This is a genomic window from Orbaceae bacterium BiB, from assembly GCA_036251205.1.
Lineage (GTDB): Bacteria > Pseudomonadota > Gammaproteobacteria > Enterobacterales > Orbaceae > Orbus > Orbus mooreae.
Genome location: CP133958.1, coordinates 1,307,430 through 1,331,081 on the forward strand (window position 1 = coordinate 1,307,430; position 23,652 = coordinate 1,331,081).

Consider the following 23,652-nt stretch of genomic DNA (forward strand, 5'->3'; position numbering starts at 1 on the left):
CATTAGTGCTTCACTTTTGAGTGGTACATTTTTTTTGCAAAAAATTAGTGAATGATAAATATCATTGGTCTAACAATTATTCAGCAGATATCGGTTTGCCAACAACAGTTGCCTATTATTTAAATAAAGAGAAATAACTGGATCTTTCTTGTTAAACTATGATAATAGTTAAGGAATTGTACTGAACTAATTTTAGTCTCAGCAGTCAACAGAATAACTGATTACCCTAGACTAAAATATTTGCATACAATTTAATTGCTAATTTATATTTTTACTCTACTTATCAATTTTAGGTTGTCATGGCTATAACCGAAATCAATTGATTTACTTATTTAACGATGTAGGAGAATAATATGTCCCCTGATAATTTGGACATTCCAGCATGTGATTTGGTTATTTTTGGTGCAAAAGGTGATTTAACCAGACGAAAATTACTACCGTCTTTATACCAATTAGAAAAATATGGCCATTTACCACAAGAGACAAGAATATTAGGTGTCGGTCGTGCAGATTGGGACAAAAATGCTTTTGCTGAAGTCGCTAAAGATGCACTGACAACATTTATGTCAGATCCAATTGAAGATTCTGTTTGGCTACGCTTTTGTGAAAAATTGGATTTCCATAAGCTAGATGTCAACGATACACCGGCTTTTGATGGACTCGCTAAAGAATTAAGCCAAACAAAACCTGCAATTTTTTATTTTGCTATGCATCCAGGTACTTTTGGTACCATTTGCCAAGGTCTTGCTCATGCGGGATTAAATCAAAGCAAAAACCGTATCGTCATGGAAAAACCACTCGGTACAGACTTACAGTCATCCCAAGATATTAATAATGCTGTTGCAGAATATTTTACTGAGTCACAAGTGTATCGTATTGACCACTACTTAGGTAAAGAAACTGTTCTTAACTTATTAGCATTACGCTTTGCTAACCCTATTTTCTCAACGCTTTGGGATCGTAACTCTATTGATCATGTACAGATTACCGTTGCAGAGCAAGTCGGTATTGAAGGCCGCTGGAGCTATTTTGATAAAGCAGGCCAAATGAGAGATATGGTACAGAACCACTTATTGCAAATATTGACCATGATTGCAATGTCACCACCCGCTAATTTGCAAGATGATAGTATTCGCCAAGAAAAAATTACTGTTTTAAAAGCGCTTCGCCCAATTACCAAGGCTAATTTTCGTGAAAAAACAGTACGAGGCCAATACACAGCAGGGTTTGTTAATAGTATAAAAGTGCCTGGTTATTTAGAAGAAGATGGCGCCAATAAAACCAGTAATACTGAAACATTTATAGCAATCAAAGTTGATATTGATAACTGGCGTTGGGCTGGCGTACCGTTTTATTTAAGAACAGGTAAACGTTTACCGAATAAATGTTCTGAAGTTGTAATCTATTTTAAAAATCAACCACTGAACCTATTTAGTGACTCTTATCCACAATTACCACAAAATAAACTGACTATCCGTTTACAGCCAGATGAAGGGGTAGATATTGAGATCCTAAATAAAGTTCCTGGTCTTGAAAGTAATAATAACTTACAAATGACCAAATTAGATCTTAGTTTCAGCAAAACGTTTCATCAACATATTGCTGATGCTTATGAACGATTATTACTTGAAGTAATGCGTGGCCGTCAGGCACTGTTTGTCCATCGAGATGAAGTTGAAGCCGCTTGGGGCTGGGTTGACTCAATATTAGATGCATGGTCTAACGAAAATGATCCACCAAAACCGTACCAAGCAGGAACTTGGGGACCTGTAGCGTCTGTTGCATTGATCACTAAAGATAATCGCTCTTGGAATGAATTTGAATAAGGGATAAAAATGTTTACATTAAATCAATATGCATCATCTGATGAACTCACACAAAATATGGTAAAACATATCGTTGCAGCATTGAACAAAGGTATAGCTGAACGTGGAATGGCTTCAATTGCTGTATCTGGTGGTAAAACGCCTATCCCACTATTTAAACTATTAAGCCAACAAGAATTACCTTGGAGTAAAGTTTACATTACCTTAGTTGATGATCGCTGGGTTGATGACACTGATGATGCTAGTAATGAAAAACTCGTATTAAGTTATTTGTTACAAAACCAAGCTAAATTAGCTAATTTTATTGGCCTTAAAAATAGTGCAGCTACCCCCTTCGAAGGAGAATTGGAAGCCCAGCAAAAATTAGCAGAAGTACCAATGCCATTTGATGTTGTGATTCTTGGGATGGGTGAAGATGGACATACTGCATCGCTATTCCCTCATGCTAAAAATTTAGCAGCAGGATTAGATATGCACTCAGGTAAGCTAGTGATGGATATGACGCCATTAACTGCCCCACTTGATCGCATTACTTTAACATTACCCGCCATTTTAAATAGCCAAAATATCTATTTACATTTAGTAGGTGAAAGTAAAAAAGTAGTGTTAGATAAAGCCACACAGGGAAAAGATATTACTGATATGCCGATTCGCGCTGTATTACAACAAGATAAGGTAAAAGTTATCGGGTTTTGGTGTGCATAATTAAAACAGCAAATCGTTACGATTAAATTATCAGCTCATCACTCAACCACGCTATTTCGTTTTTATAAAATAGCGTGGTTTATTGATTTATTGATACAATTTCTATTAATAAGATTTTTTACGAAAAAACTAGCTTTATTAACAAATCAAATGTAGAATGCTTCGGCAATATTTTATCAACTTTTTCCTTACTCACGGTGAATATTGCTATGTCTCGCATACTTAAAGAAGCTCTTACTTTTGATGATGTCTTATTAGTTCCCGCTCATTCTACTGTCTTACCTAACACTGCCGATATTAGTACTCAGTTAACATCAACCATTAAACTCAATCTACCTATGCTTTCTGCTGCGATGGATACCGTAACTGAAGCTAATCTAGCAATCGCACTTGCTCAAGAAGGCGGTATTGGCTTTATTCATAAAAATATGTCTATTGAAGCGCAAGCCGAACATGTTAGACGTGTGAAAAAACATGAAAGTGGTATTGTACAAGATCCAATTACAGTTCTACCAACAGCAACCATTAATGATGTAATCAGACTAGCTAAAGATTACGGTTTTGCTGGTTTCCCTGTAGTAACTAAAGAAAATAATTTAGTTGGAATTATTACAGCTCGTGATGTGCGTTTCGCAACAGATTTAACGCTCCCCGTTACCGCCGTAATGACACCAAAAGAACGTTTAGTCACTGTTCTTGAAGATGAACCACGTGAAATTGTTTTACAAAGAATGCATGAACGTCGAGTTGAAAAAGTATTAGTTGTTGATAATGCTTTCCATTTAAAAGGTATGATAACGGTTCGAGACTTCCAAAAGGCTGAAGCGAAACCAAATGCTTGTAAAGATGACAAAGGTCGTCTACGCGTTGGTGCTGCAGTAGGTGCAGCTCCAGGTAATGAAGAACGTATTGCAGCCCTTGTTGAAGCCGGCGTAGATGTACTTCTTATCGACTCATCCCATGGTCATTCTGAAGGTGTTTTACAACGAATTAAAGCTGCTCGTCAAGCCTATCCAGACTTACCAATTATTGGTGGTAATGTAGCAACAGCTGAAGGAGCATTAGCCTTAATTAAAGCGGGTGTTAGTGCTGTTAAAGTTGGTATTGGTCCTGGTTCAATTTGTACAACACGTATTGTTACTGGTGTTGGTGTTCCACAAATTACTGCTATTATGGATGCAGTTGAAGCAGCTAAAGCTTACAACATCCCAGTTATAGCTGATGGTGGTATTCGTTATTCAGGTGATATCGCTAAAGCTCTTGCTGCTGGTGCAAGTTGTGTAATGGTAGGCTCAATGTTTGCAGGAACTGAAGAAGCTCCGGGTGAAATTGAACTTTATCAAGGTCGTGCTTATAAATCTTATCGTGGTATGGGATCACTTGGTGCGATGTCAAAAGGCTCTTCCGATCGTTACTTCCAAACCGATAATGCGGCCGATAAATTAGTGCCGGAAGGAATAGAAGGACGAATTGCTTATAAAGGCCCACTTAAAGAGATTATCCATCAACAGATGGGTGGTTTACGTTCATGTATGGGATTAACAGGTTGTGCGACAATTGACGAGTTACGAACAAAATCGCAATTTACTCGTATTACAGGTGCTGGTATCAAAGAGAGTCATGTTCATGATGTTTCAATTACCAAAGAGCCACCTAATTATCGTTTAGGTCAATAAGTCATTATTAAGGCGACTCATGTCGCCTTAATTTTTTATATAACACCAATATTTATCTTAAACTAACCTACTGTTATATTTTCCTTAGCCTAACGTTTATTGAGTCGGACGGTTATATACAATAATTCAAAGCAGTAATATACATTCAATGACTATTTTGTTAAAATCGCTATATTATTTTTTATATAACGATTTACTAATAACTCTCGTATTGAACCAATACTTTAATAGGATTCTATAATGAAAAAATTCTATCAACTCATTGTTGCGATTAGTGCATTATTTATTAGCCTAAGTGCATTTTCAGCTGAAAAGGTAACCGTATTTGCCGCAGCATCATTGACTAACGCGATGCAAGACATTAGTGCCGCATATCAAGAAACACATCCAGATAGTGATATTGTCTTCTCTTTTGCCTCTTCATCTGTACTTGCTAGACAGATTGAGCAAGGTGCCGCAGCAGATATCTTTATGTCTGCAGATCAGAAATGGATGGATTATCTTATTGAACGCGATTTAGCGAAGAATAAAGAGACATTACTCAAAAATTCACTTGTACTAATCGCACCTTTATCATCAAAATTAGATCATGTAACCATTGATCGTAATACGGATTGGTCAACGATTCTGCCACAAAATGAAAAAATGGCAGTAGGGGATCCTGATCATGTTCCTGCTGGGCTTTATGCAAAAGCATCACTAACTAACTTAGGCGTATTTGATAAATTAGAGCCTCAATTAGCTCCGGCCAGTAATGTTCGCGATGCTTTAATGTTTGTCGAACGTGATGAGACCGTATTAGGTATCGTTTATAGTACTGATGCAAAAGTTAGTCAAAAAGTTAAAATTATTGGTGAGTTTCCAGCAGATAGCTTTGAAGCTATTGAATACCCAGTAACTTTATTAACAGATTCAGCTGCAGCAAAAGATTTCTACCAATTTTTGACAACACCTGAAGCAAAAGCTATTTTTGCTCAGTATGGTTTTGTTAACCAATGATATTGACTGCGTATGAGTGGCAAGTACTGTTATTAAGTTTAAAAATAGCAGTCGTCGCCATTACGTTTAGTTTACCTTTCGCAATCTTAGTCGCTTGGTTACTAGCTCGTTGTCAATTTTGGGGGAAATCGCTATTCGATAGTATTATTCATCTACCGTTAGTGCTTCCCCCCGTTGCATTAGGCTATCTGTTACTAATCACAATGGGTAGACGAGGAGTAGTAGGTCAATGGCTTTATCAAACCTTTGGAATCAGTTTTAGTTTAGATTGGAAAGGTGCTGCACTCGCCTCAGCAGTTGTTGCATTCCCTTTGGTCGTTCGTTCGATTAGACTTGCTATTGAGTCGATTGATATTAGACTGGAAAATGTAGCAAGGACACTCGGTGCGGATAAAATGCGAGTATTTTTGACTATTACCCTCCCCCTTGCTTTTCCAGGTATTTTAATGGGCATTGTGCTAGGATTTGCAAGATGTTTAGGTGAATTTGGTGCAACCATCACCTTTGTATCGAATATTAAAGGGGAAACTCGAACAATTCCTTTAGCTATGTATACTTATCTACAAACCCCTAATGGTGAATATGCAGCTATGCGTTTATGTATAATATCTATCGTATTAGCATTAATCGCGCTAATTGCTTCTGAATGGTTAAACCGTTGGCACAAAAAGAAACTAGCGGGGTAAACATGTTACACATTGATGTTACTAAAAAACTCTCATCTTTTACCTTCTCATTTAATCAAGCTATTGATTTTGAAGGGATAACTGCCATATTAGGCATTTCGGGTTCAGGGAAATCAACACTCATTAATTTACTGAATGGTTTAATTAAGCCCGACAGCGGTAAAATCATACTCAATGGTACAACACTAGTAGATACGTCTAATAACCGATTTTTATCAGCGCAACAGCGCCATATTGGTACAGTATTTCAAGATCCGCTACTATTCCCACACTATAAAGTCATCACTAATCTTAAGTATGGTATTCATAAAAAGATGGAAGAGCGCTTTGATGAAATTGTTAAAGTACTCAATATTAGCCATTTACTGAGTCGCTACCCGGCCATGTTATCTGGTGGTGAAAAGCAGCGTGTTGCAATTGGACGAGCGCTCTTGACTAATCCACAACTACTATTAATGGATGAACCGCTATCAGCATTAGATATGCCTAGGAAAAAAGAGCTAATTAACTACATTCAACATCTGGTCAACGAAATTAAGATTCCAATTATTTACGTTACTCATAATATTAATGAAGTTAAAAGACTCGCGAATAAAGTAGCGATTATTGAACAAGGTAAGTTATATGATTACGGTGATACAGCGCAGATATTGCAGAGTGACTATTTAAAAGAGTGGCTGTAATATGATTAATGTAGTGATTATTTAGTGATAAAAAAATGGGATATCCAAAATATCCCATTTATAAATATAACAATTATCGTGTAATATTAGGCAAAACCTTTCAATCCAACGACATGAACAAATTCATTGTTATTCACCACTTTTCGCACTAATTTATAAGTCGTTCCTTTCTCTGGACTAATGTTTTCTGGTGCTGCAATAATTAATTGCATTTCCAGCTTATCACACAGTTCAAATAAGGTTGCAATTGATTTTGCATCTAAACGGGCCGCTTCATCAAGGAATAATAGACGACATGGCACTACATCTTTACTACGTAAGCGTTTAGACTCTTCTTCCCAGCTTTGAATAACCATTAAAAGAATCGACATACCGGTACCGATCGCTTCACCCGTTGATAATGCACCACTTTCAGCACGTAACCAACCATCAGCACCACGATTAACCTCAACATCTAGTTCAAGGTAGTTACGATAATCAAGTAACTCTTCACCAATCGTTTGTGCGGTACGTTGCCCCATATCAATTTGTGGATTCAGACGTTGATAAAGTTTAGCTAATGCTTCTGAGAAGGTGATACGATTGTTACTAAATAGATCTTGATGATCATCATGCTGTTCAGCTAGTGCACTTAACAACGTTGAATGTGCTTCTCGAATTGTCACATTTAAGCGAACACCATTTACTTGACCAAATGCCACCGCTTGTAAACCTTGGTTTAACATACGAATACGGTTTTGCTCACGCTGAATAGTTTTACGAATAATATTCGCCACACTCTTAGAACTAATCGCTAACTGCTGTTCTCGTGATGTTAGCTCTTCAGTTAAACGTGATAACTCAATCTCCATCTGTTCAATGGCTTCAATTGGATCATCTGTTTTAACAATATCTTGGCGAATACGTTCACGAAGATGATGATAAACAGCAATATAGAACTGAATTTTACGTTCAGGTCGTTTTGGATCTTCCGATAAACGCAGTACATCGCGTAAATGTTCATTATCAGCAACAGCTTGTCTTAAGGAACCGAGCGCTTTATCCGACATAGAACGTAACTCATCAGCACTTAAATAAGCCAGTTCACGGCGGTGTAACCGACGCTCAACACTATTATCTTTAACCAAACGTAAAACAATACACCAACCAATTTTTGCTTGAACGACTTGTTCACGTTGCATCTGATAATCTTTTTCAACCTGGCGTAAACGTTTTTGTAGCTGGGTCATTTCATTTTCACACATCACTAACTGTTTCTCTAATGATGTACAAATTTGACGATTTTGATTTACTTTTTGGTGAATTTCATCACGACGTAAACGTGCACGCTCTTCCGTAACAGCATCAGCTTTAACACCAATTTGCTCAATCTCTTTTTTCAAATCATTAAGCATATCTCGTTTGGTTTCAAAGGCGCTTTTCAGTGATGTGAAAGTTTGATTATATTGATTATACTGTTCTTGATATTGACGCATTTTATTACGTGCATCAGTACGTTCTCTTTCAACGGTCTCTAAGCGCTTACGCAATTTCTCATTAAGATCTGAATTTTCGCCAAGCATCCCTTGTGAATCGGTATAACTAAAATGAGCTCGACGCTGCATCACTTCGGTTAGCGCAAAAAGTTGCTGCTTAATTTCACGTTGTTTTAACTTAACCACACTATACTGCTGCTGTAAGCTTTCATTCTGTTGCGGATCACTTTGCAATACATTGACTAACGGTTCTAGTTCAGTAATCACTTTTTGATTTTTGTTCACATAGCTTTGTGCCTCTTGTGCAAAAGCTAATTGTTCACGCAACTCATCAACACGATCAGCTAGCTCATCATCGGCGAGTAGGTGTAAATGAGCATTCAACTTATTAAGCAAAGCAAGCTGTTCTTTTAAATCAATAACTTGTTGCTGATTTTGCTTATCAACGGTATGTTGATTATTGAGCTCTCGCTCAATTTCGTTACGTCTTGTTGATAATTTTTGACTTTCAGCTTCAGGATCAGCCTCAAATGCGACCCCTAAATATTGACCAATAAATTGACTAAAGTTTTGTTCAATACGTTGAACTTTCTGTAAATCAAAAGATAGATTAGCATAACGTTCATGCAATACATCTCGCTCATCAGTCAACTTATCTAAATGCTTTTCTCGCGCCGCTTTACCAAACAGTGGAACTTGTGGAAAACGAGAATAGCGCCACTGACGATCACCGGATTTAACCAGTACAGCATTAGTTAACTCTTCACTTTCAAAAACACTATCGTCAAATGATGCCGGATCTCCTTCGATAAAATAGAGATCATCAGGACAATCCTCTAAATTATCTAACTGTTCTTTAACTTTTGATAAGTCAGGAACAACAATCCCCTGTCTTGATGGTCCATACAATGCAGAGAAAAACGGCGCATCTTCAATCGTAACATCTTCATAAATTTCCGATAGCAACACACCATTAAAACGCTCAGCAAGATTACTTAAACGGCTATCATCAGCACCATTAGGTTGACTTAATTGCGTAATTTGTTCATCAAGTTGATCACGGCGAGCAATAACACGATCACGATCAACGGTATATTGCCGCTCTTGCTCAAGCAGCTTTTGCATATATTCAGTGACTTGCTGACTCGTAGCTAGTGGCGCATCCACTTGCTCACGCAACGCAATTAAAGCATCTTGTGCTTTTAACCAATTTGGTGCTTTTTGACGATATTCAGCGATTTTACTTTGAATTTGTTCAAGTTCTTGCCTAATAGCAATACGCTTTTCACTCGACTCACCGGCAATTGCTGCATTTTCATCTAAAGTCTCTTCTAAAGTCTGTTTCAGTTCATCAAGATCTTCATAACCGACTTTTCGACCAATACGTTTACAGAACTGATTTAATAACTCTTGAGCCTCTTGCTGTTCAAAGAAACGTTGTTCAAGTTCATCAAGTTGTAACTGTAAATTGTGTGCCATCTGTGCTTGATAACTTTGTGATGGCCACGTTTTTAGCGTATTACGAGCGGCCTGCCAAGCATCGCTACGAGTTACATCACCAACTAATTTAACCACTAATTGATATGCACGTTCAAATTGATTTACGGCTGCATCGGCAACGCTTAGTTTTTGCTCCAACTGTAGAACAGTTTCAGTAATTTCAGCTTCTTTTTCAGTAAAAACGGCTAAGTATTCTTCAGCATCCTCGGTTATCAACTGCGGTAACTGACACAGTTTTTTAGCATTTTCTAGTGCTTGTAATGCCTGTTGATACTGGATTGCACGGGTTTGTTGTACATCCAGTGCTTGTTGATAATCGGCTAACTGGGTTTTGATCTCATCAACTTCTTGTTCGGTTGCCTCTGCACGTTCTTGGTAAGTCAAATATTGTTCATTAGCCTGTTCAACAATTTCAGCTTGTTCTGTTAATTTTTCATTTAACTCATCAATATCAACCTGATAGTGATCAATCTTCTCTTGTTGTCTAAAGGCTGTTTGCACTAAATTAAGGTGGTCGTTAGCCGATTGATAATCTAACTCTAAACCAGACTGAGCTTCACTATTTTCTTGTAGCTCTTTAGCCATTTCAATATGACGATATTGATTATCAATAAGCTGTTGCTTAGTATTAAAGAGTTCACGACGTAAACCTAAAGCCGATTCAATATGCACTCGTCGATCATTAGCATGGCGCATATAATCGGCTGCAACATAATTGGTTGACTCAGTAATAAGATGTTTAAAGAGATCACGATCAGATTGTGTTACTCGAATCGCTTCAAGGGTCATACGATTTTCGCGAAGAGCAGCCTCCATATCCTGGAATGCTTTACGCACACCACTATTTTCAGGCAATAAATAATCACGCAATGAACGGGTGATCGCACTTGAGATACCACCATATAACGATGCTTCAATCAAACGATAGTATTTGCTACGATCCGATGATGAACGTAATCGTTTTGGTAATACGCCAAAATCAAACATCACTGAATGATAATCACTGATTGAATTAAACTGCTTAAAAATTACACCATCAATATTTTCTAATTTATCTTTTAGCTCAGCTAATGACAAAATACGTGCTTGTCTATCATCTAAACGTTCTGTCACTAATTCAGTTGGTGATAAGCTAATTTCCGCACCTTGGATAATAAAAGGTTTGATATCAACTTTTTTATCTCTACCAGCAATTTGCTGTAAACGAACACCGCAGATAATCCGCTGATTACGCGAGTTAATCACATCAAGCATTGAATAACAGGTTCCGGGACGAAGTTTACCATGCAAACCTTTATCTCTAGAACCTCCAGTTGCACCGGCTTCAGTGGTGTTTCTAAAATGTAATAATGTTAAATCGGGTATCAATGCCGTAACAAACGCCGCCATAGTTGTCGATTTACCTGCTCCGTTTCCACCAGATAAGGTCGTAACGAGCTGATCGAGTTCAAATGTACGAGCAAAAAAACCGTTCCAGTTAACTAACGTTAATGAGTGAAATTTTCCATGACCTATCATAACTATTCCTCTGTCTCCTCATTCACATCGTTATCTTCAACGTCGGCTAAAGAAAGTGATGATTCAATAGACATCGCTTCACCATCACGAATTAAACGCAATTGGGCCTCTTGCATATCATCACTACTACGTACGTCAGCACCAAAGCGGAAAATCGCCTCATTGATACGAAATTTGCTACTATCATTGCCCACAATAAAGAACACCATTCCAAGTCGTCTTAAGCGATTAAGTGATGTTTTAACCTTATCATATAATTTTTGTTTATCTAAATCAGAGCCCGTTGAACGTTGGTTAACTAATTTAAGTAATTTACTCTCATCAGCTAAAGAGATTAACTCTTCATGCAGCTCTTGTAACGTAAAAATCCCTTCATGCGCTAACCTTTCTGGGCTAAGGTATAGATAACAAAGAACTTTGCCGACCAACATATCAAGTTCTGATAGTACTGAACGTGGAATAAATGTCGTTGAACGTGGACGCAAATAAAAGAAACCTTCTGGTGCGCGAATCAACTCAACATTATAACGTCCATAAAATTGTTCCAGTTCTGGTTGAAAATCCATTAAAAAAGCGTGATTATCAAGTTCATCTAGACCTATATGACGACCACTACGTAACAGACTATCTAACTCTGGAAATAATGGGTTGGCAATAGCCTGAGCCAGCTTAACTGGCATGTATTTATCGAGGGTTGCTTGAGAAGTACTGGCGATTCGCCCCATCACATCATTAAGTGCGGAATTATTCTCAAGTTCAAAATCTTCTTCAGTATGCATTGATGACATGTGCCTGTACCTTAGCTCCATAATCGTTAATTGGTTTCCATTGTGCAGGAATACCGGCTAAATCAGCATCAGCGACGCCTAAACGAATCGCTTGATCAATAAATAAACGTGCGACATCGAAATGTTGTTCACGTGGGAATTGTGCCAAATAACTACTAATAGCCTCTCCCATATCCAAAGGTCTTTGTTGCTCCTTAAACACCAATAAATTCTGTTCAATATGGGCAATAATATGCTCTTGAATATGTTCAATATCTTCAAACTCTAACTCAGTTGGTAACTCTCCCGTCACGTCCGTCTCTTGTAGCATAAGCTCTTCATCGCGCATATCAAGTAAACGTTCAGCATTAGCAAATGTTAATGTCCAAGGCGCATCAAAATAGCTTTGAATAGAACGACGTAGTCGCTGAGAAAAGACGCGATTTTTATCCAAATCTATCGCAGTTCGAATAAATTTATGCACATGACGATCATAACCGATCCACAAATCAATCGTTTGCTGACCCCATCCCATAATCCGATCAAGTTTACCTTGTAAATCAATCACCACATTACTAATTTTGTCTAATGTAGGATCATTTAGAGTGGCATCTTGAATCAATAATAAGCTAGCTTGTAATTTGTCACCGGCAGCTTCCAGGGTATCTTGCAGTTCACGTAATGCGCCTGATGTTTCAGATAATAGACTTTCACAACTGGTGATTGCCGATTGCCAATCTTGACTAAGGAGTGCTGCAATATTTTGCTTAACTTCAGTTTGTTGCTCATCCATAATACGTTGAGTCATATCAATACTGTCAAAAATTTCAGCAACTGAATATTTAAGAGGGGCAAAGACATTACGATGCCAGTGCAACTCATCTCCGCCTTCAAGCGCAGCATCAGCAGCACGTTTTAACTCTTGCGCCACAATTGACAATTGAATAGAAAGACGTAATGACGAGAACTCACGCTGACGAATATAGTAGTCAGTAATGCCAATACCAAGAGGAGTAAGACGATAAATCGCCAACCCATCAGTCATTTCACTGGTAAAGCGATTGATAAGTCGTTGACGGACTAAATCATTAATAGCGTTATTGGCCCTAACCGCAATAGTATCTTGACTCTGTGCAAAAATTTTACTGACATGGCGAAAAGCGTCGATAAGTTCCGCTTCACTCATTTCACCATCAAATCGTTCACCGTTTAACGCAGCTACTGCGAGCAAAAATGCGAGCCGTTCAGGCGGCAACGAAATGGAAAAATCATTCTTTTTTGCCCAAGAGACCAGTTCCGGCACTGATTGGGAAAAATCAGTCATAGTTATCCTTTCCAATACAAATCAATCTAATTTCGATTTAATGCAAATTATAATAATACAGTGACAAATACACTTCATTCACCAACTATTTATAAAATCGAAATTGTCTACACGAGCCCTAACACAATTATCATGTTGCTAGAGCCAAAATATTGCCGATTATATAACAATTTGTCGTAAAATTGTATTGTTATTATTGAAGGAGCGGCAGTGATTATCGAACCAATAAAAAATACTTTTAAGCGTCAACCTTTACCTGATTTCTGGCTTATTTATCGGCGCTATAGTATGGCATCAGTGAGATATCAATCAAATTAATTAGTTATAATATTGCTGTAAGCTATGAATATAGTGTAAAAAACTCTCCATCACATTAAATTAAACCATCTAATGATCAGAAGAGTTGTAAAAAAACGTCTAGAGAAAAACTAGTCTTGTTCTCTAATCTCGTAGGTATAACTCATTTTTGCTGTTTTACCTAACATAATAGAAGCACTGCAATACTTTTCTGATGCTAATTTGATTGCTCTTTCCACTTCATCATTTTTAACCTGTTTACCCGTAATCACAATATGCAAATTGATGCGCGTATAGACTTTTGGTGAAGCTTCTGCTTGAGAGTAATCGATCTCGATCCATAAATCACGAACATCTTCTTTGGCTGTTTTTAAAATCGCAATAATATCATATGCCATACAACCCGCTGTCCCGTGTAGCAATAACTCCATTGGACGGGCTCCGCGGTTACGTCCGCCATGCTCCGTACCGCCATCCATAACCAGTGTATGACCACTCGCTGTTTCACCAAGAAAACACAGCTCATCAACCCACTTTAAACGATCTTTCATACTATAGCTCCTAAAAATATAAGATAAAATTTACCCCATTTTAGTTTGTTTAGTGAATAAAATCACTGGCTAAATGCGTGAAATTATACTAAAAAACTTAATCAACCTCGATACTTAAACCGACGCCAACCTCATGAATAGGTATCATTTTATTAATTTCAGCTTTAGCCATAAACGAAACACAGTGACATGGATACAAATTATCAATCCCATTTTGCACAAAATAGTTGATGGTTTTTGTTAATTGCTCTGATGCTTCAAATAAATGAAAGCCACCAATAATGCCAATAATACGTTGCTCATTACAAACTTGCTTAGCATATTCGACAATATTACAAATACCGCTATGAGAACAGCCCGTAATAATGAATAATCCTTTATCATTTTGATACACTAATGCTGAATCATCCATCACATAATCGGTACCAAGATAACGATGTTCTTCATCAAAAATAGAACCAAAGCCTTGCCGAATTTCAAATTGGTTTGATACTGGAATTTCACCTAGAAAAGTAATATTAGCACTAATTTTGATAGGTGCCTTTGAGAGCTGTAAGTGGCTCATTTTGGCTAGTTCTAATTGATTAAATGGAGCCCCAATTGAGAGATTGTCAATCGTTTTGGCATAGAAAGCATCAGGATGAGCAACAATTTTAACGGGAGATAAATCTATCACATCCGCTAAATATTTGAGCCCTCGGGTATGATCGTTATGACCATGAGAGATGGCAATCGTGCGAATTGATGCTAAATCAATATCAAGTAGCTGGGCATTTTTAATAAATATATCAGAGTAACCAACATCAAGTAATAATCGATCATCACCATCTTCAATATAGTAACAAACACCAGGTTCACCCAAATAATACTGGTCAATTAACGTATTATTATCAACGAGTACAACAAGTTTCATAGTCATCCCATGTACAAATATGTTTCATCCAAAATAGTCATTATAGTGTATACTCAAGCGGAGTATATTATGACCTATTTTTTAAATCCAATGGATAAAATGTTATGTTAACAAAATTACAACAAGAAACCATTAATAATACCGCTTGTTATGTGCAGCAGAAACTAGCAAATGATTATTCAGGCCATGATATGGCTCATATTGAACGCGTAGTTCATTTAGCTAAAAAAATTCAACAAAGCGAGCCCCAATCAAATGAATTTATTATCATTATAGCGGCCTATTTACATGATGTGATTGATGATAAAGTGATTGAAAATGTTCAAGCTGCTCGGCAAGAGTTGATTGGATTTATTGAACAGCAACACGTTGATAAAAATGATCTGCAAGAGATAATGACTATTATTGACAACATGTCATTTAGTAAAAATTTAACAGAGAAAAAATCACTTAGCCTTGAAGGTAAAATAGTCCAAGATGCGGATCGTTTAGATGCTATTGGGGCAATTGGTATTGGTCGAACCTTTCTTTATGGCGGCAAAAAAAAGCATATTATGCATGACCCTCATGCTATGCCAAGAAACAAAATGTCAGTAGAGGATTACCGACAACCAAGTACGGTTATCAACCACTTTTATGAAAAATTATTTTTATTAAAAGACCAGATGAACACGTCAATGGGAATGCAGATTGCTCAAGAAAGACATCGATTTTTAGTTGAATTTGTTGATCGTTTTGAACAAGAGTGGTTAGGCAAATAACATCACTGACAACAAGTGCCCCACTACCTACCTAATCACTTGAGACTTAATTGATCCTCTATCCCAAAATATGTAAATATTCATGATAGAGGATAAAAAATTATGTGATTTTTTTCACACTTTTTTTATTGATGTATTATTTTTTATTAAAAATATTTGCTAGCAACAAAAAATTATGTTTTTATAGATACTAATTATTTGTAGGAGATATTAATCCCATGACTACATGTTTCTCGACACAGCTTATTGCTACACTGATTAATTCAGTGCTCGTCGTCGTGCGTGTGGTGGTCGGCAATGCGCCGCGACGGGATTGAATCAATAAGTTGACCAAAACCCCGCCGGTGCAAACCGAGCGGGGTTTCTTTTTTTATCAATCTCGCTCTAAATGGTCCCGGCAATATCAATAAGGATAAAGAGCGATGCAACAATTCAATAGTCGTCCCAAATTAACATTAACTGGCGCGGAGTTAATTGTCAAAATACTGGAAAACTTTGGTATTACGACGGTTTCTGGTATTCCTGGCGGCGCTATTCTGCCTTTTTATGATGCACTTGGGCAGAGTAAAACAATTAAACATATTTTAACTCGTCATGAACAAGCTGCTGGGTTTATCGCCCAAGGAATGACTCGTACCAGTGGAAAACCAGCCGTTTGTCTCGCATCAAGTGGCCCAGGAGCAACCAATCTATTAACCGCTATTGCCGATGCAAAACTTGACTCAATTCCAATTGTTTGTATTACCGGGCAAGTTTCATCATCAACCATCGGTACTGATGCTTTTCAAGAGGTTGATACTTATGGAATATCAATCCCGATTACTAAACATAACTATTTAGTTCGCTCTATTGAAGAACTTCCGAATATTATCCAAAATGCCTTTCGTATTGCTCAATCAGGTCGACCAGGACCGGTATGGATAGATATCCCAAAAGATATTCAAACTGCAACAATTAAAATAGATTCACTGCCTGAATATCCTAAAATTGAGCACAGTTCTGACCTCATCCACAATCTCATTACACAAGCTGCAGATTTAATTAACCAAGCAAATAATCCTGTTTTATATTTAGGTGGAGGCATTGTTTTTGCTGATGCTCATAAATATGCCGAACAATTGGCAGAAAAAGCCAATATTCCAACGACCACAACCTTGATGGCACTAGGCTCAATAGATAGTGAACACCCTTTATCACTTGGTATGCTGGGGATGCATGCTAAAAGAAGTACAAATTTTATTTTACAAGAGGCTGATCTATTAATCGTACTTGGTGCTCGATTTGATGATAGAGCAATTGGTAAAACCGCAGAGTTTTGTCCTAATGCGAAGATTATACATGTTGATATTGATCGCGCTGAACTGGGCAAAATTAGACAACCTGATATTGCTATTAATGCCGATGTTGCTCAAGTACTTGAGCTTTTGTTACCACAGATTGCAGCGCAATCGAGAACATCTTGGTTAACCCGCGTAAATCAATTACAACAACAATATCCTAGCTTTCATCATAGTGATGAACTATTAAACCATTATGGTTTAATTAAGGCTGTGGCCAATATAGCTGGTAGCGATGCGATTATTACAACAGATGTTGGCCAACACCAAATGTGGGTAGCGCAAGCCTATCCGTTTAGTCAACCTAGACAATTACTAACTTCTGGTGGTCTTGGTACAATGGGCTTTGGTCTACCAGCTGCGATCGGGGCCGCCATTGAGGCGCCAAAGCGCAAGGTCATCTGTTTTACCGGTGATGGTAGTATTATGATGAATATTCAAGAACTTGCGACTATGGCAGAACATAATCTGGATATTAAAATAATTCTACTCAATAATCAGGCATTAGGATTGGTATACCAACAACAAACACTATTTTATGGTGAACGAATTTTTTCATCTACTTCGCCATATCAAGCTGATTTTATTAAAATCGCTCAAGGATTTGGGATTAAAGCATGCCAGCTGAATCAACAAGAAGACCCTTTGCAAGCTTTAACAATAGCGCTAAATAGTGTAGGCCCTTGTCTGATTCAGGTTGATATTGATATTAATGAAAAAGTTTACCCAATGGTACCACCTGGTGCAGCAAATATTGAAATGGTAGGAGAATAATTATGCAAAAACATCATAAACAAATTACATTAACTCTAACAGTTTTAAATCATCCCGGTGTCATGACACATATTTGTGGTTTATTCGCAAGAAGAGCTTTTAATGTAGAAGGTATTTTATGTTTACCGCTAAATGGATCAGGTTATAGCCGTATCTGGCTGTTGGTTCAAGATGATGAACGTTTACCACAAATGATCAGTCAGGTAGAAAAATTAGAAGATGTCCAAGATGTTATACAAAGTAAGAATTGTCAAATTTTTGAACAATTAAGTACACTAAAAGATATTTAGCCATAAAATAGCTAGCCCTTCATTCACGAAAGGGCTAGTTGAATCAGTCCGTCTTTTACGGTAAAGACACAATCAAAGAACCGCTCGCATTAAACGAACCATCTTTAAGATCGCTACTATTTACAGTTGTTTTTTTAACAACCGAAACTCGAATTTGCTCATTACCTACACCATTATTGATATAGGATATAAATCCAGTAAAAGGGGCTATTACTTGATCATTATGCGCAATTTCAATCCCTAAATCAGTATTATCTGAAACTGCAATGAAATCATTTGAAAAACTGGCTTGTTGTGCACTTAATGTTACTTTAACTTGTTGATTATTCAAACTACTATCATGGCAATCAATATCAAGATTAACATCTTTACTGACACTATCGGCGCCGGTATTTTTTACAGACGCTTTTCTCACCAGACCGAAATCAACGATAATCGGCTCATTGTTATTAATATCACAACTCCCTGCTTGTAGTACAGCTCGGTTAGCGGCAACAAATGTCCAAGTAAAATCTTCATGAACCCCTTCATAACCATGACTAGAGTTAGGGGTACTGTATTTATGCAACTTTAATGTCATTAATGTTTGATTAGCTTCAATAACTAAACTTGAACCGATACCACTAGGTACAACAAAAAACATATCAATATCAATTGGATGAATTTTACTATCAGCTATCGAAAAAATATTAGTTTTAGGAGCATTTTGAGATAAAATTCGACTGCCATTAATATAGACACCATTATCCAAATAACTAATCGCTGAACCAGGTATAATCCCCCCTGCATTTAGCTCTAAATGATCAACATAAAAATAAGGCTGCTGATTCTCACAAAAGATATAATCACCAACATTAGCAAAAATATTTTCACCTCTTATAATATCTGAATCGATTTGGATTGGAATAATCGTTGTCCCATTGGAGGCAACTTTATTGCCCGTCAATTGATTATAACAAACAAATGAAAAGGCTTGTGGTATATAGCAATAGCTAATAAATAAAATAAATAATAATTTCTTCATATGTGGTTATCACTAGTTATATTCAAATACAAATGTGGCAGTTGCTGTAAAAGGTCCTAACCCGACATTTTTTTGTGCAAGTACATCAGGATCGGCTTGAACATAAGCTGTAAATGGTAATGAGCTATTACCATTTTGGAAAGGAAACGTAGCACCTTGCTGGCCATTAATGGGTAAGGCTATACCATTATTTTCTATACCAATAGCAATACCAGAAGCGAGACTCGAGCTATCTAATGCTAATAATCCAGGTTGTTTAGTACTTTCCTTACCAGAAAACTTCACCGTTAATGTTTTGATAGCACTAGAGCTACACTCGGTTAATTCAATATAAAAAGGCGCTTCAATACGACGAGAGTTATAAAGATCTTTGTCAGTTATTTCACCAAAATCAACATACATATTGCCGTCATTGGGAATCATCGAACAAGGATCATCGATAAGAACACCTTTTATATAAAGATTGGTTGCTTGTGCGTGAATAATTACGCCCAGTAATAACAGTAAACCAACAATATAACGCTGACTTCGACCGAACACTTTTAGCCCCTTTTTTAGTGAAGTTAAATTAATCATAAATAAGTTCAAAATTAATCACTGCATAATATTGACCCGCTTTAAGAGATTGAGCAGTTCTAACTGGTGTAATATAATATTTTAAACTATCATTATTAAGTGCCAGCAATTGTGGTGGAGTCGACATACCAACAGGTATCACATCACCAGCAGAATTAGAAATTTGTATCCCCAATCCTTTAGCTCCCAATACTTTTATCACCGAAGTGCTATCATTAATCGTTGTAGCAAGGAAACGGACTTTAACAGCTGGCTGTATATAACTCCAAGTAGTCGTTCCTGTATCAAAATTTTCCATGCTAGTATCATGACGCACACAGTCAAGTAAATTAATATCGAGTGAAACTGCTGGACCAGTGTCTCCAACCTTCTGTAACTCCGCTGTTGATATATTACCCAAATTAATTGCTTGATAAGCTGAGTCCATCGCTAATCTACAAGTGCTTTCAGTTAATGTACCATGCACATAGATTTTACCAATTTGGCCATCCATGCCACTCCACTCATTAATAGGTTGTCTGAGATTGGAGTTACTAAAATCAGCTGAGGCTGTAAAAGTACAGCTCATCATCAATGCTATAGTTCCCATCGAAATAGGGTTAATTAATCGTCTATTCACTTGCATAATCTAAATCCTACTATTTTGGTTCTGGTACTACATGACAAACATTTCCCTGACAATTAAATGCTAAATCAGGGCGACCACCATAATCATTAATATAGGTTAATATTGGTTTATTACCCAAAATAGAAGCCTTAATACCAAGTTTTGTCTCACCAAATGGAGCAATCATTGCCGCATTCATATTCGTTTTGCTTAGCCCCGATTTTGACGATGCACAATTAACAATAGTGATATAAAAAGGTGTTGGATTTTGTACAATCACTGCTTCACCTTTTTTACTGATCACTAATTGTTGTGCTGGAATCGAGTTTTCACCTTGTTCAACAAGACCTGCTGGTCGATAAAACATCTTAATTTTCGATTGTAAAGCAAGCTGTAACACATTCGGTTTATCACTTTTTGGTGGAATTTCACGCAGGTTAAAGTAAAAAAGACTCTCTCTATCTTGCGGTAACTTTTTCACTTCGGGTAAAGACTCAATTCGTACTTGGCTTGCTTTATCTGGTTCAATACGTTGAATCGGTGGTAATACCACAAATGGAGTTGTTATTTTTTGCCCTTCACTATTTTCAATCCAGCCTTGAGCCAGATAAGGTAACTGTTTATTTTTATTAGCAATATTTAATGATACTGATTTTTGAGTTCCCTCAAAAATAACACGAGTACGATCCAATGAAATCGCAGATAATGCACTTGCTGAAATTACACTGCTCGCAATGAATGTTCCCACTAAGAGCAAATGACGAATTTGACTAATTTTCATAACTGATATCCTCTTTCTAAATTCCAATCCAATAAATACTTTCAAACAAAGTTAAGGTTATTTATTGCGGAATATTCTGACATATTAATGTTAATTGTTCGGAATCATCACTTAAATCTGCAGGAAAACGTATGCTGCATTGTGCTTTACCGTTCCATTTAATAAACATCTCTTCATTCGGTTTAATTCCACTGATATAAGCTAGGCCGTTATCGTCAACAATACCTGTTTCCTGCTGATTATTGTTCACAATTTGTGCACTAAATGGCACTGAACTACCATCACTCATCTTCAGATTGACCATTCTTTTCTGTCCAGACAAGACAACAAACTTACGGTAACCAATCGCACCTTCGGTTAAAGTTAATTGTTGAACAGAATCAGTCACTTCTGCATTATCAGGCAATCGATTAAGATCAATTTTTATCTTATTTTTATAATAACTATTTACATCAGGTATAACAACTTTACCTAATTTGTTTGACATAACTTCAGGTCCATTCGCTTTAACAGGGATACCTTCAACACCATCTGTATCAACTAATAATCGAGTTCCACCTAAACGCGATATGCGATGTAAATCTGCACCATCGGCCGTAATAGTGACTCCACCTTTCACTCCGACACCAAATGAAGCATATTCATTATTAATATAGCTAGCATTAGCAGTTAATTGTGCATTATTTGCCTGATGAGAAATATAACCACTCGCTGTTGCACCTTGATTTGAATGACCTGCACTCAATTGATAAGATGTTTTATTATCAATGCTATTGTAATAATTGGCCTGATTAATTGTCTCATCTCGAGTTGTTGTTAATGAGTAACCTAAATAACTTGAGCTATTAAGCGGAATACTAAATGAGAAAAACAACCCATCATTATTACGATGATTAATCACCTGACGATATGCAGATAAAGAAGCACTAATATGCTTAATTGAACCAATATCAAAATATTTAGAGATCATTAAGCTATAACGATCAGAATTTGGTGCATTCCAATAAGTTTGATGATCATAATTGAAATAAACCGACATTTGTGAATCATTAAATGTTTTGTTCAACGATATTGTATAAAGTTCTTTACTATTACTAAGATCTTCGTATCTTCCTGAAACAGCAAGGAAATCAGACATACTCATAAAATTACGTTGTGTAAAACGATAACCTGCAAACTGGATCTGGCTATTATATTCATCAAATCGTTTAGAGTAGTTGATACGCAATGAACCACCTGTAATCATCGAAGATTCTGTCGGTAAACGCGCAAAAGATTGCGTGTAGTCAAATGAAATAGCACCAAAACTGTCTAAGTCACGACCGACACCAAGTGCAAGTGCATCATAATTTGGACTATTAATACTACCACCAAATACCGACCAACCATTTGAAATACCCCATGAAAACTCTCCAGTTAAGAACAGCTCACCATTAGTATGATGTCTCATATCAGTCGGACGTCCAATCGCTGCACTATAACGCACTTGTCCTGGACGTGTTAAATAAGGAATATTAGCGGTATTAACTTGATACTGTTGTACTGAACCGCTCTGTTCTTGAACTTCAACATCAAGCTGGCCAGTAATACCACTTGGTAAATCTTGAATAGCAAAAGGGCCAGCAGGAACCTGTGTTTGATAAATAACACGTCCAGCTTGGCTGATAATGACCGTCGCATTAGTGGCAGCAACACCTGTCACTTCTGGTGCATACCCGCGTAAATTCGGTGGTAACATATTTAAATCAGTATTTAAGCTCATTCCCGTATAACGAAAAGTATCAAATAGTGATGAAGTTAAATAGTTTTCACCTACACTTAATTTTGCATTAATACTTGATAACGAGGTATAAGCATAAATACGACTAAAATCAAATGTATTACCGTTAGTACCTGATGATGTATTTCCCCAAGAGTGATTAGATCGACCTTGCCAATCAGCACGTAATCGCCAGCCTTCTAAGTTAGCACCAATCACACCATTACCATTCAAATTATAGTATTTATGATCATTTTTATAGCTATTATTCATTTGGCCGGTCACATTGTAATCGAACATGATCCCAGGTATACCTTCATCCCACATCGATGCAGGCTCCCAATTCTCACTTCGATATTCCAAATAGGCTTGAGGGACAGTAATATTCAGTGATTCAGTCGCAATATCACCCTTTACATCAAGACCAGGTAAACTGCTTAATACTAAACACTGATTGTTACTTGACCAAATCAATGATTTTAATATCGATGATTTTAGTCCAAATTTATTAACTAACTTAGGTTCTAAACAGACTTCACTCTGGTTTTCATCCGATGATGATTGAGCATAAGTAATCGGATAAGTACCAATTGACTCGTTATTAAGACGTACTTTAAATGGATAAGTTCCAGGCATAATATAACCTGGCATCGCAAATTTATTTAGGTCAATATTTCCTCTGTCCTCTAAATCCAATACATCAACATTAAATTGCACAAAATCGGTAGCATATGATGTTTTAACTAATGCAAAATTTACCGCTAAAGCAATAAACGATACAATATGAGCTTTTTTAAGCTTAGAAGACATAAAAAATATACCT

The 23,652-nt window shown here is 36.9% G+C and carries 19 protein-coding genes; 9 read left to right on the forward strand and 10 right to left on the reverse strand.

The window, feature by feature from the left end; translation table 11 throughout:
• The first annotated feature begins 353 nt into the window (after nucleotides 1–353).
• From zwf to modC, 6 genes are all read left to right on the forward strand, one after another.
• Nucleotides 354–1,826, forward strand: coding sequence for a glucose-6-phosphate dehydrogenase (gene zwf / locus RHO11_06115; GenBank protein ID WVD62693.1), 1,473 nt, complete (start codon nucleotides 354–356; stop codon nucleotides 1,824–1,826).
• A gap of 9 nt (nucleotides 1,827–1,835) precedes the next feature.
• Entirely contained in the window at nucleotides 1,836–2,531 is a 696-nt protein-coding gene (pgl, locus tag RHO11_06120) for a 6-phosphogluconolactonase (GenBank protein WVD62694.1), read from the forward strand.
• Nucleotides 2,532–2,740: 209 nt separating this feature from the next.
• Nucleotides 2,741–4,207: an IMP dehydrogenase gene (guaB, locus tag RHO11_06125; GenBank protein ID WVD62695.1), complete on the forward strand. Its 1,467-nt coding sequence runs from the start codon at nucleotides 2,741–2,743 to the stop codon at nucleotides 4,205–4,207.
• A 240-nt stretch (nucleotides 4,208–4,447) separates the two neighbouring features.
• The gene (gene modA / locus RHO11_06130; GenBank protein ID WVD62696.1) at nucleotides 4,448–5,206 is read left to right on the forward strand and encodes a molybdate ABC transporter substrate-binding protein; all 759 of its coding nucleotides are present in this window, start codon (nucleotides 4,448–4,450) and stop codon (nucleotides 5,204–5,206) included.
• The gene (gene modB / locus RHO11_06135; protein ID WVD62697.1) at nucleotides 5,203–5,892 is read left to right on the forward strand and encodes a molybdate ABC transporter permease subunit; all 690 of its coding nucleotides are present in this window, start codon (nucleotides 5,203–5,205) and stop codon (nucleotides 5,890–5,892) included. Before modA ends, modB begins: the two co-directional genes overlap by 4 nt.
• A gap of 2 nt (nucleotides 5,893–5,894) precedes the next feature.
• Entirely contained in the window at nucleotides 5,895–6,575 is a 681-nt protein-coding gene (gene modC / locus RHO11_06140) for a molybdenum ABC transporter ATP-binding protein (GenBank protein ID WVD62698.1), read from the forward strand.
• 86 nt (nucleotides 6,576–6,661) lie between these two features.
• Here the strand turns inward: modC and mukB are convergent, their stop codons facing one another.
• The 5 genes from mukB to RHO11_06165 form a co-directional block, all read right to left on the reverse strand.
• Nucleotides 6,662–11,068, reverse strand: coding sequence for a chromosome partition protein MukB (mukB, locus tag RHO11_06145; GenBank protein ID WVD62699.1), 4,407 nt, complete (start codon nucleotides 11,066–11,068; stop codon nucleotides 6,662–6,664).
• Nucleotides 11,069–11,070: 2 nt separating this feature from the next.
• Nucleotides 11,071–11,856 carry a chromosome partition protein MukE gene (gene mukE / locus RHO11_06150; GenBank protein ID WVD62700.1) on the reverse strand — a complete coding sequence of 262 codons (786 nt, stop codon included), beginning with the start codon at nucleotides 11,854–11,856 and terminating at the stop codon, nucleotides 11,071–11,073.
• Nucleotides 11,837–13,159, reverse strand: coding sequence for a chromosome partition protein MukF (gene mukF, locus RHO11_06155; protein ID WVD62701.1), 1,323 nt, complete (start codon nucleotides 13,157–13,159; stop codon nucleotides 11,837–11,839). The genes mukE and mukF overlap by 20 nt, the downstream gene beginning before the upstream one ends.
• Nucleotides 13,160–13,587: 428 nt before the next feature.
• Nucleotides 13,588–14,007, reverse strand: coding sequence for an OsmC family protein (locus RHO11_06160; protein WVD62702.1), 420 nt, complete (start codon nucleotides 14,005–14,007; stop codon nucleotides 13,588–13,590).
• Nucleotides 14,008–14,104: 97 nt separating this feature from the next.
• Entirely contained in the window at nucleotides 14,105–14,920 is an 816-nt protein-coding gene (locus tag RHO11_06165; GenBank protein ID WVD62703.1) for an MBL fold metallo-hydrolase, read from the reverse strand.
• Nucleotides 14,921–15,024: 104 nt separating this feature from the next.
• On the opposite strand from RHO11_06165, the gene RHO11_06170 reads away from it, so the two are divergent.
• The 3 genes from RHO11_06170 to ilvN all read left to right on the forward strand — a co-directional run bounded on the left by RHO11_06170 (nucleotide 15,025) and on the right by ilvN (nucleotide 18,082).
• Complete coding sequence (locus tag RHO11_06170; GenBank protein WVD62704.1) at nucleotides 15,025–15,681, forward strand: HD domain-containing protein; 657 nt, start codon at nucleotides 15,025–15,027, stop codon at nucleotides 15,679–15,681.
• A 422-nt stretch (nucleotides 15,682–16,103) separates the two neighbouring features.
• Entirely contained in the window at nucleotides 16,104–17,792 is a 1,689-nt protein-coding gene (ilvB, locus tag RHO11_06175; GenBank protein ID WVD62705.1) for an acetolactate synthase large subunit, read from the forward strand.
• Nucleotides 17,793–17,794: 2 nt separating this feature from the next.
• Nucleotides 17,795–18,082: an acetolactate synthase small subunit gene (ilvN, locus tag RHO11_06180; GenBank protein WVD62706.1), complete on the forward strand. Its 288-nt coding sequence runs from the start codon at nucleotides 17,795–17,797 to the stop codon at nucleotides 18,080–18,082.
• A 55-nt stretch (nucleotides 18,083–18,137) separates the two neighbouring features.
• Here the strand turns inward: ilvN and RHO11_06185 are convergent, their stop codons facing one another.
• The 5 genes from RHO11_06185 to RHO11_06205 form a co-directional block, all read right to left on the reverse strand.
• A complete protein-coding gene (locus RHO11_06185; protein ID WVD62707.1) occupies nucleotides 18,138–19,106 on the reverse strand; it encodes a fimbrial protein in 969 nt (322 codons plus the stop codon).
• A 12-nt stretch (nucleotides 19,107–19,118) separates the two neighbouring features.
• A complete protein-coding gene (locus RHO11_06190; protein ID WVD62708.1) occupies nucleotides 19,119–19,646 on the reverse strand; it encodes a fimbrial protein in 528 nt (175 codons plus the stop codon).
• Nucleotides 19,647–19,674: 28 nt separating this feature from the next.
• A complete protein-coding gene (locus RHO11_06195) occupies nucleotides 19,675–20,307 on the reverse strand; it encodes a fimbrial protein (GenBank protein ID WVD62709.1) in 633 nt (210 codons plus the stop codon).
• 13 nt (nucleotides 20,308–20,320) lie between these two features.
• Nucleotides 20,321–21,070 (reverse strand): fimbria/pilus periplasmic chaperone, encoded by a 750-nt coding sequence (locus RHO11_06200; protein ID WVD62710.1) that lies wholly within the window; start codon nucleotides 21,068–21,070, stop codon nucleotides 20,321–20,323.
• Between the two features lie 61 nt (nucleotides 21,071–21,131).
• Entirely contained in the window at nucleotides 21,132–23,639 is a 2,508-nt protein-coding gene (locus RHO11_06205; protein ID WVD62711.1) for a fimbria/pilus outer membrane usher protein, read from the reverse strand.
• Nucleotides 23,640–23,652: the final 13 nt, after the last annotated feature.

Coding starts and splice junctions, on each gene's coding strand:
- zwf (WVD62693.1), top strand. CDS start 354: ATGTCCCCTGATAATTTGGACATTCCAGCATGTGATTTGGTTATTTTT.
- pgl (WVD62694.1), top strand. CDS start 1,836: ATGTTTACATTAAATCAATATGCATCATCTGATGAACTCACACAAAAT.
- guaB (WVD62695.1), top strand. CDS start 2,741: ATGTCTCGCATACTTAAAGAAGCTCTTACTTTTGATGATGTCTTATTA.
- modA (WVD62696.1), top strand. CDS start 4,448: ATGAAAAAATTCTATCAACTCATTGTTGCGATTAGTGCATTATTTATT.
- modB (WVD62697.1), top strand. CDS start 5,203: ATGATATTGACTGCGTATGAGTGGCAAGTACTGTTATTAAGTTTAAAA.
- modC (WVD62698.1), top strand. CDS start 5,895: ATGTTACACATTGATGTTACTAAAAAACTCTCATCTTTTACCTTCTCA.
- mukB (WVD62699.1), bottom strand. CDS start 11,068: ATGATAGGTCATGGAAAATTTCACTCATTAACGTTAGTTAACTGGAAC.
- mukE (WVD62700.1), bottom strand. CDS start 11,856: ATGTCATCAATGCATACTGAAGAAGATTTTGAACTTGAGAATAATTCC.
- mukF (WVD62701.1), bottom strand. CDS start 13,159: ATGACTGATTTTTCCCAATCAGTGCCGGAACTGGTCTCTTGGGCAAAA.
- RHO11_06160 (WVD62702.1), bottom strand. CDS start 14,007: ATGAAAGATCGTTTAAAGTGGGTTGATGAGCTGTGTTTTCTTGGTGAA.
- RHO11_06165 (WVD62703.1), bottom strand. CDS start 14,920: ATGAAACTTGTTGTACTCGTTGATAATAATACGTTAATTGACCAGTAT.
- RHO11_06170 (WVD62704.1), top strand. CDS start 15,025: ATGTTAACAAAATTACAACAAGAAACCATTAATAATACCGCTTGTTAT.
- ilvB (WVD62705.1), top strand. CDS start 16,104: ATGCAACAATTCAATAGTCGTCCCAAATTAACATTAACTGGCGCGGAG.
- ilvN (WVD62706.1), top strand. CDS start 17,795: ATGCAAAAACATCATAAACAAATTACATTAACTCTAACAGTTTTAAAT.
- RHO11_06185 (WVD62707.1), bottom strand. CDS start 19,106: ATGAAGAAATTATTATTTATTTTATTTATTAGCTATTGCTATATACCA.
- RHO11_06195 (WVD62709.1), bottom strand. CDS start 20,307: ATGCAAGTGAATAGACGATTAATTAACCCTATTTCGATGGGAACTATA.
- RHO11_06200 (WVD62710.1), bottom strand. CDS start 21,070: ATGAAAATTAGTCAAATTCGTCATTTGCTCTTAGTGGGAACATTCATT.
- RHO11_06205 (WVD62711.1), bottom strand. CDS start 23,639: ATGTCTTCTAAGCTTAAAAAAGCTCATATTGTATCGTTTATTGCTTTA.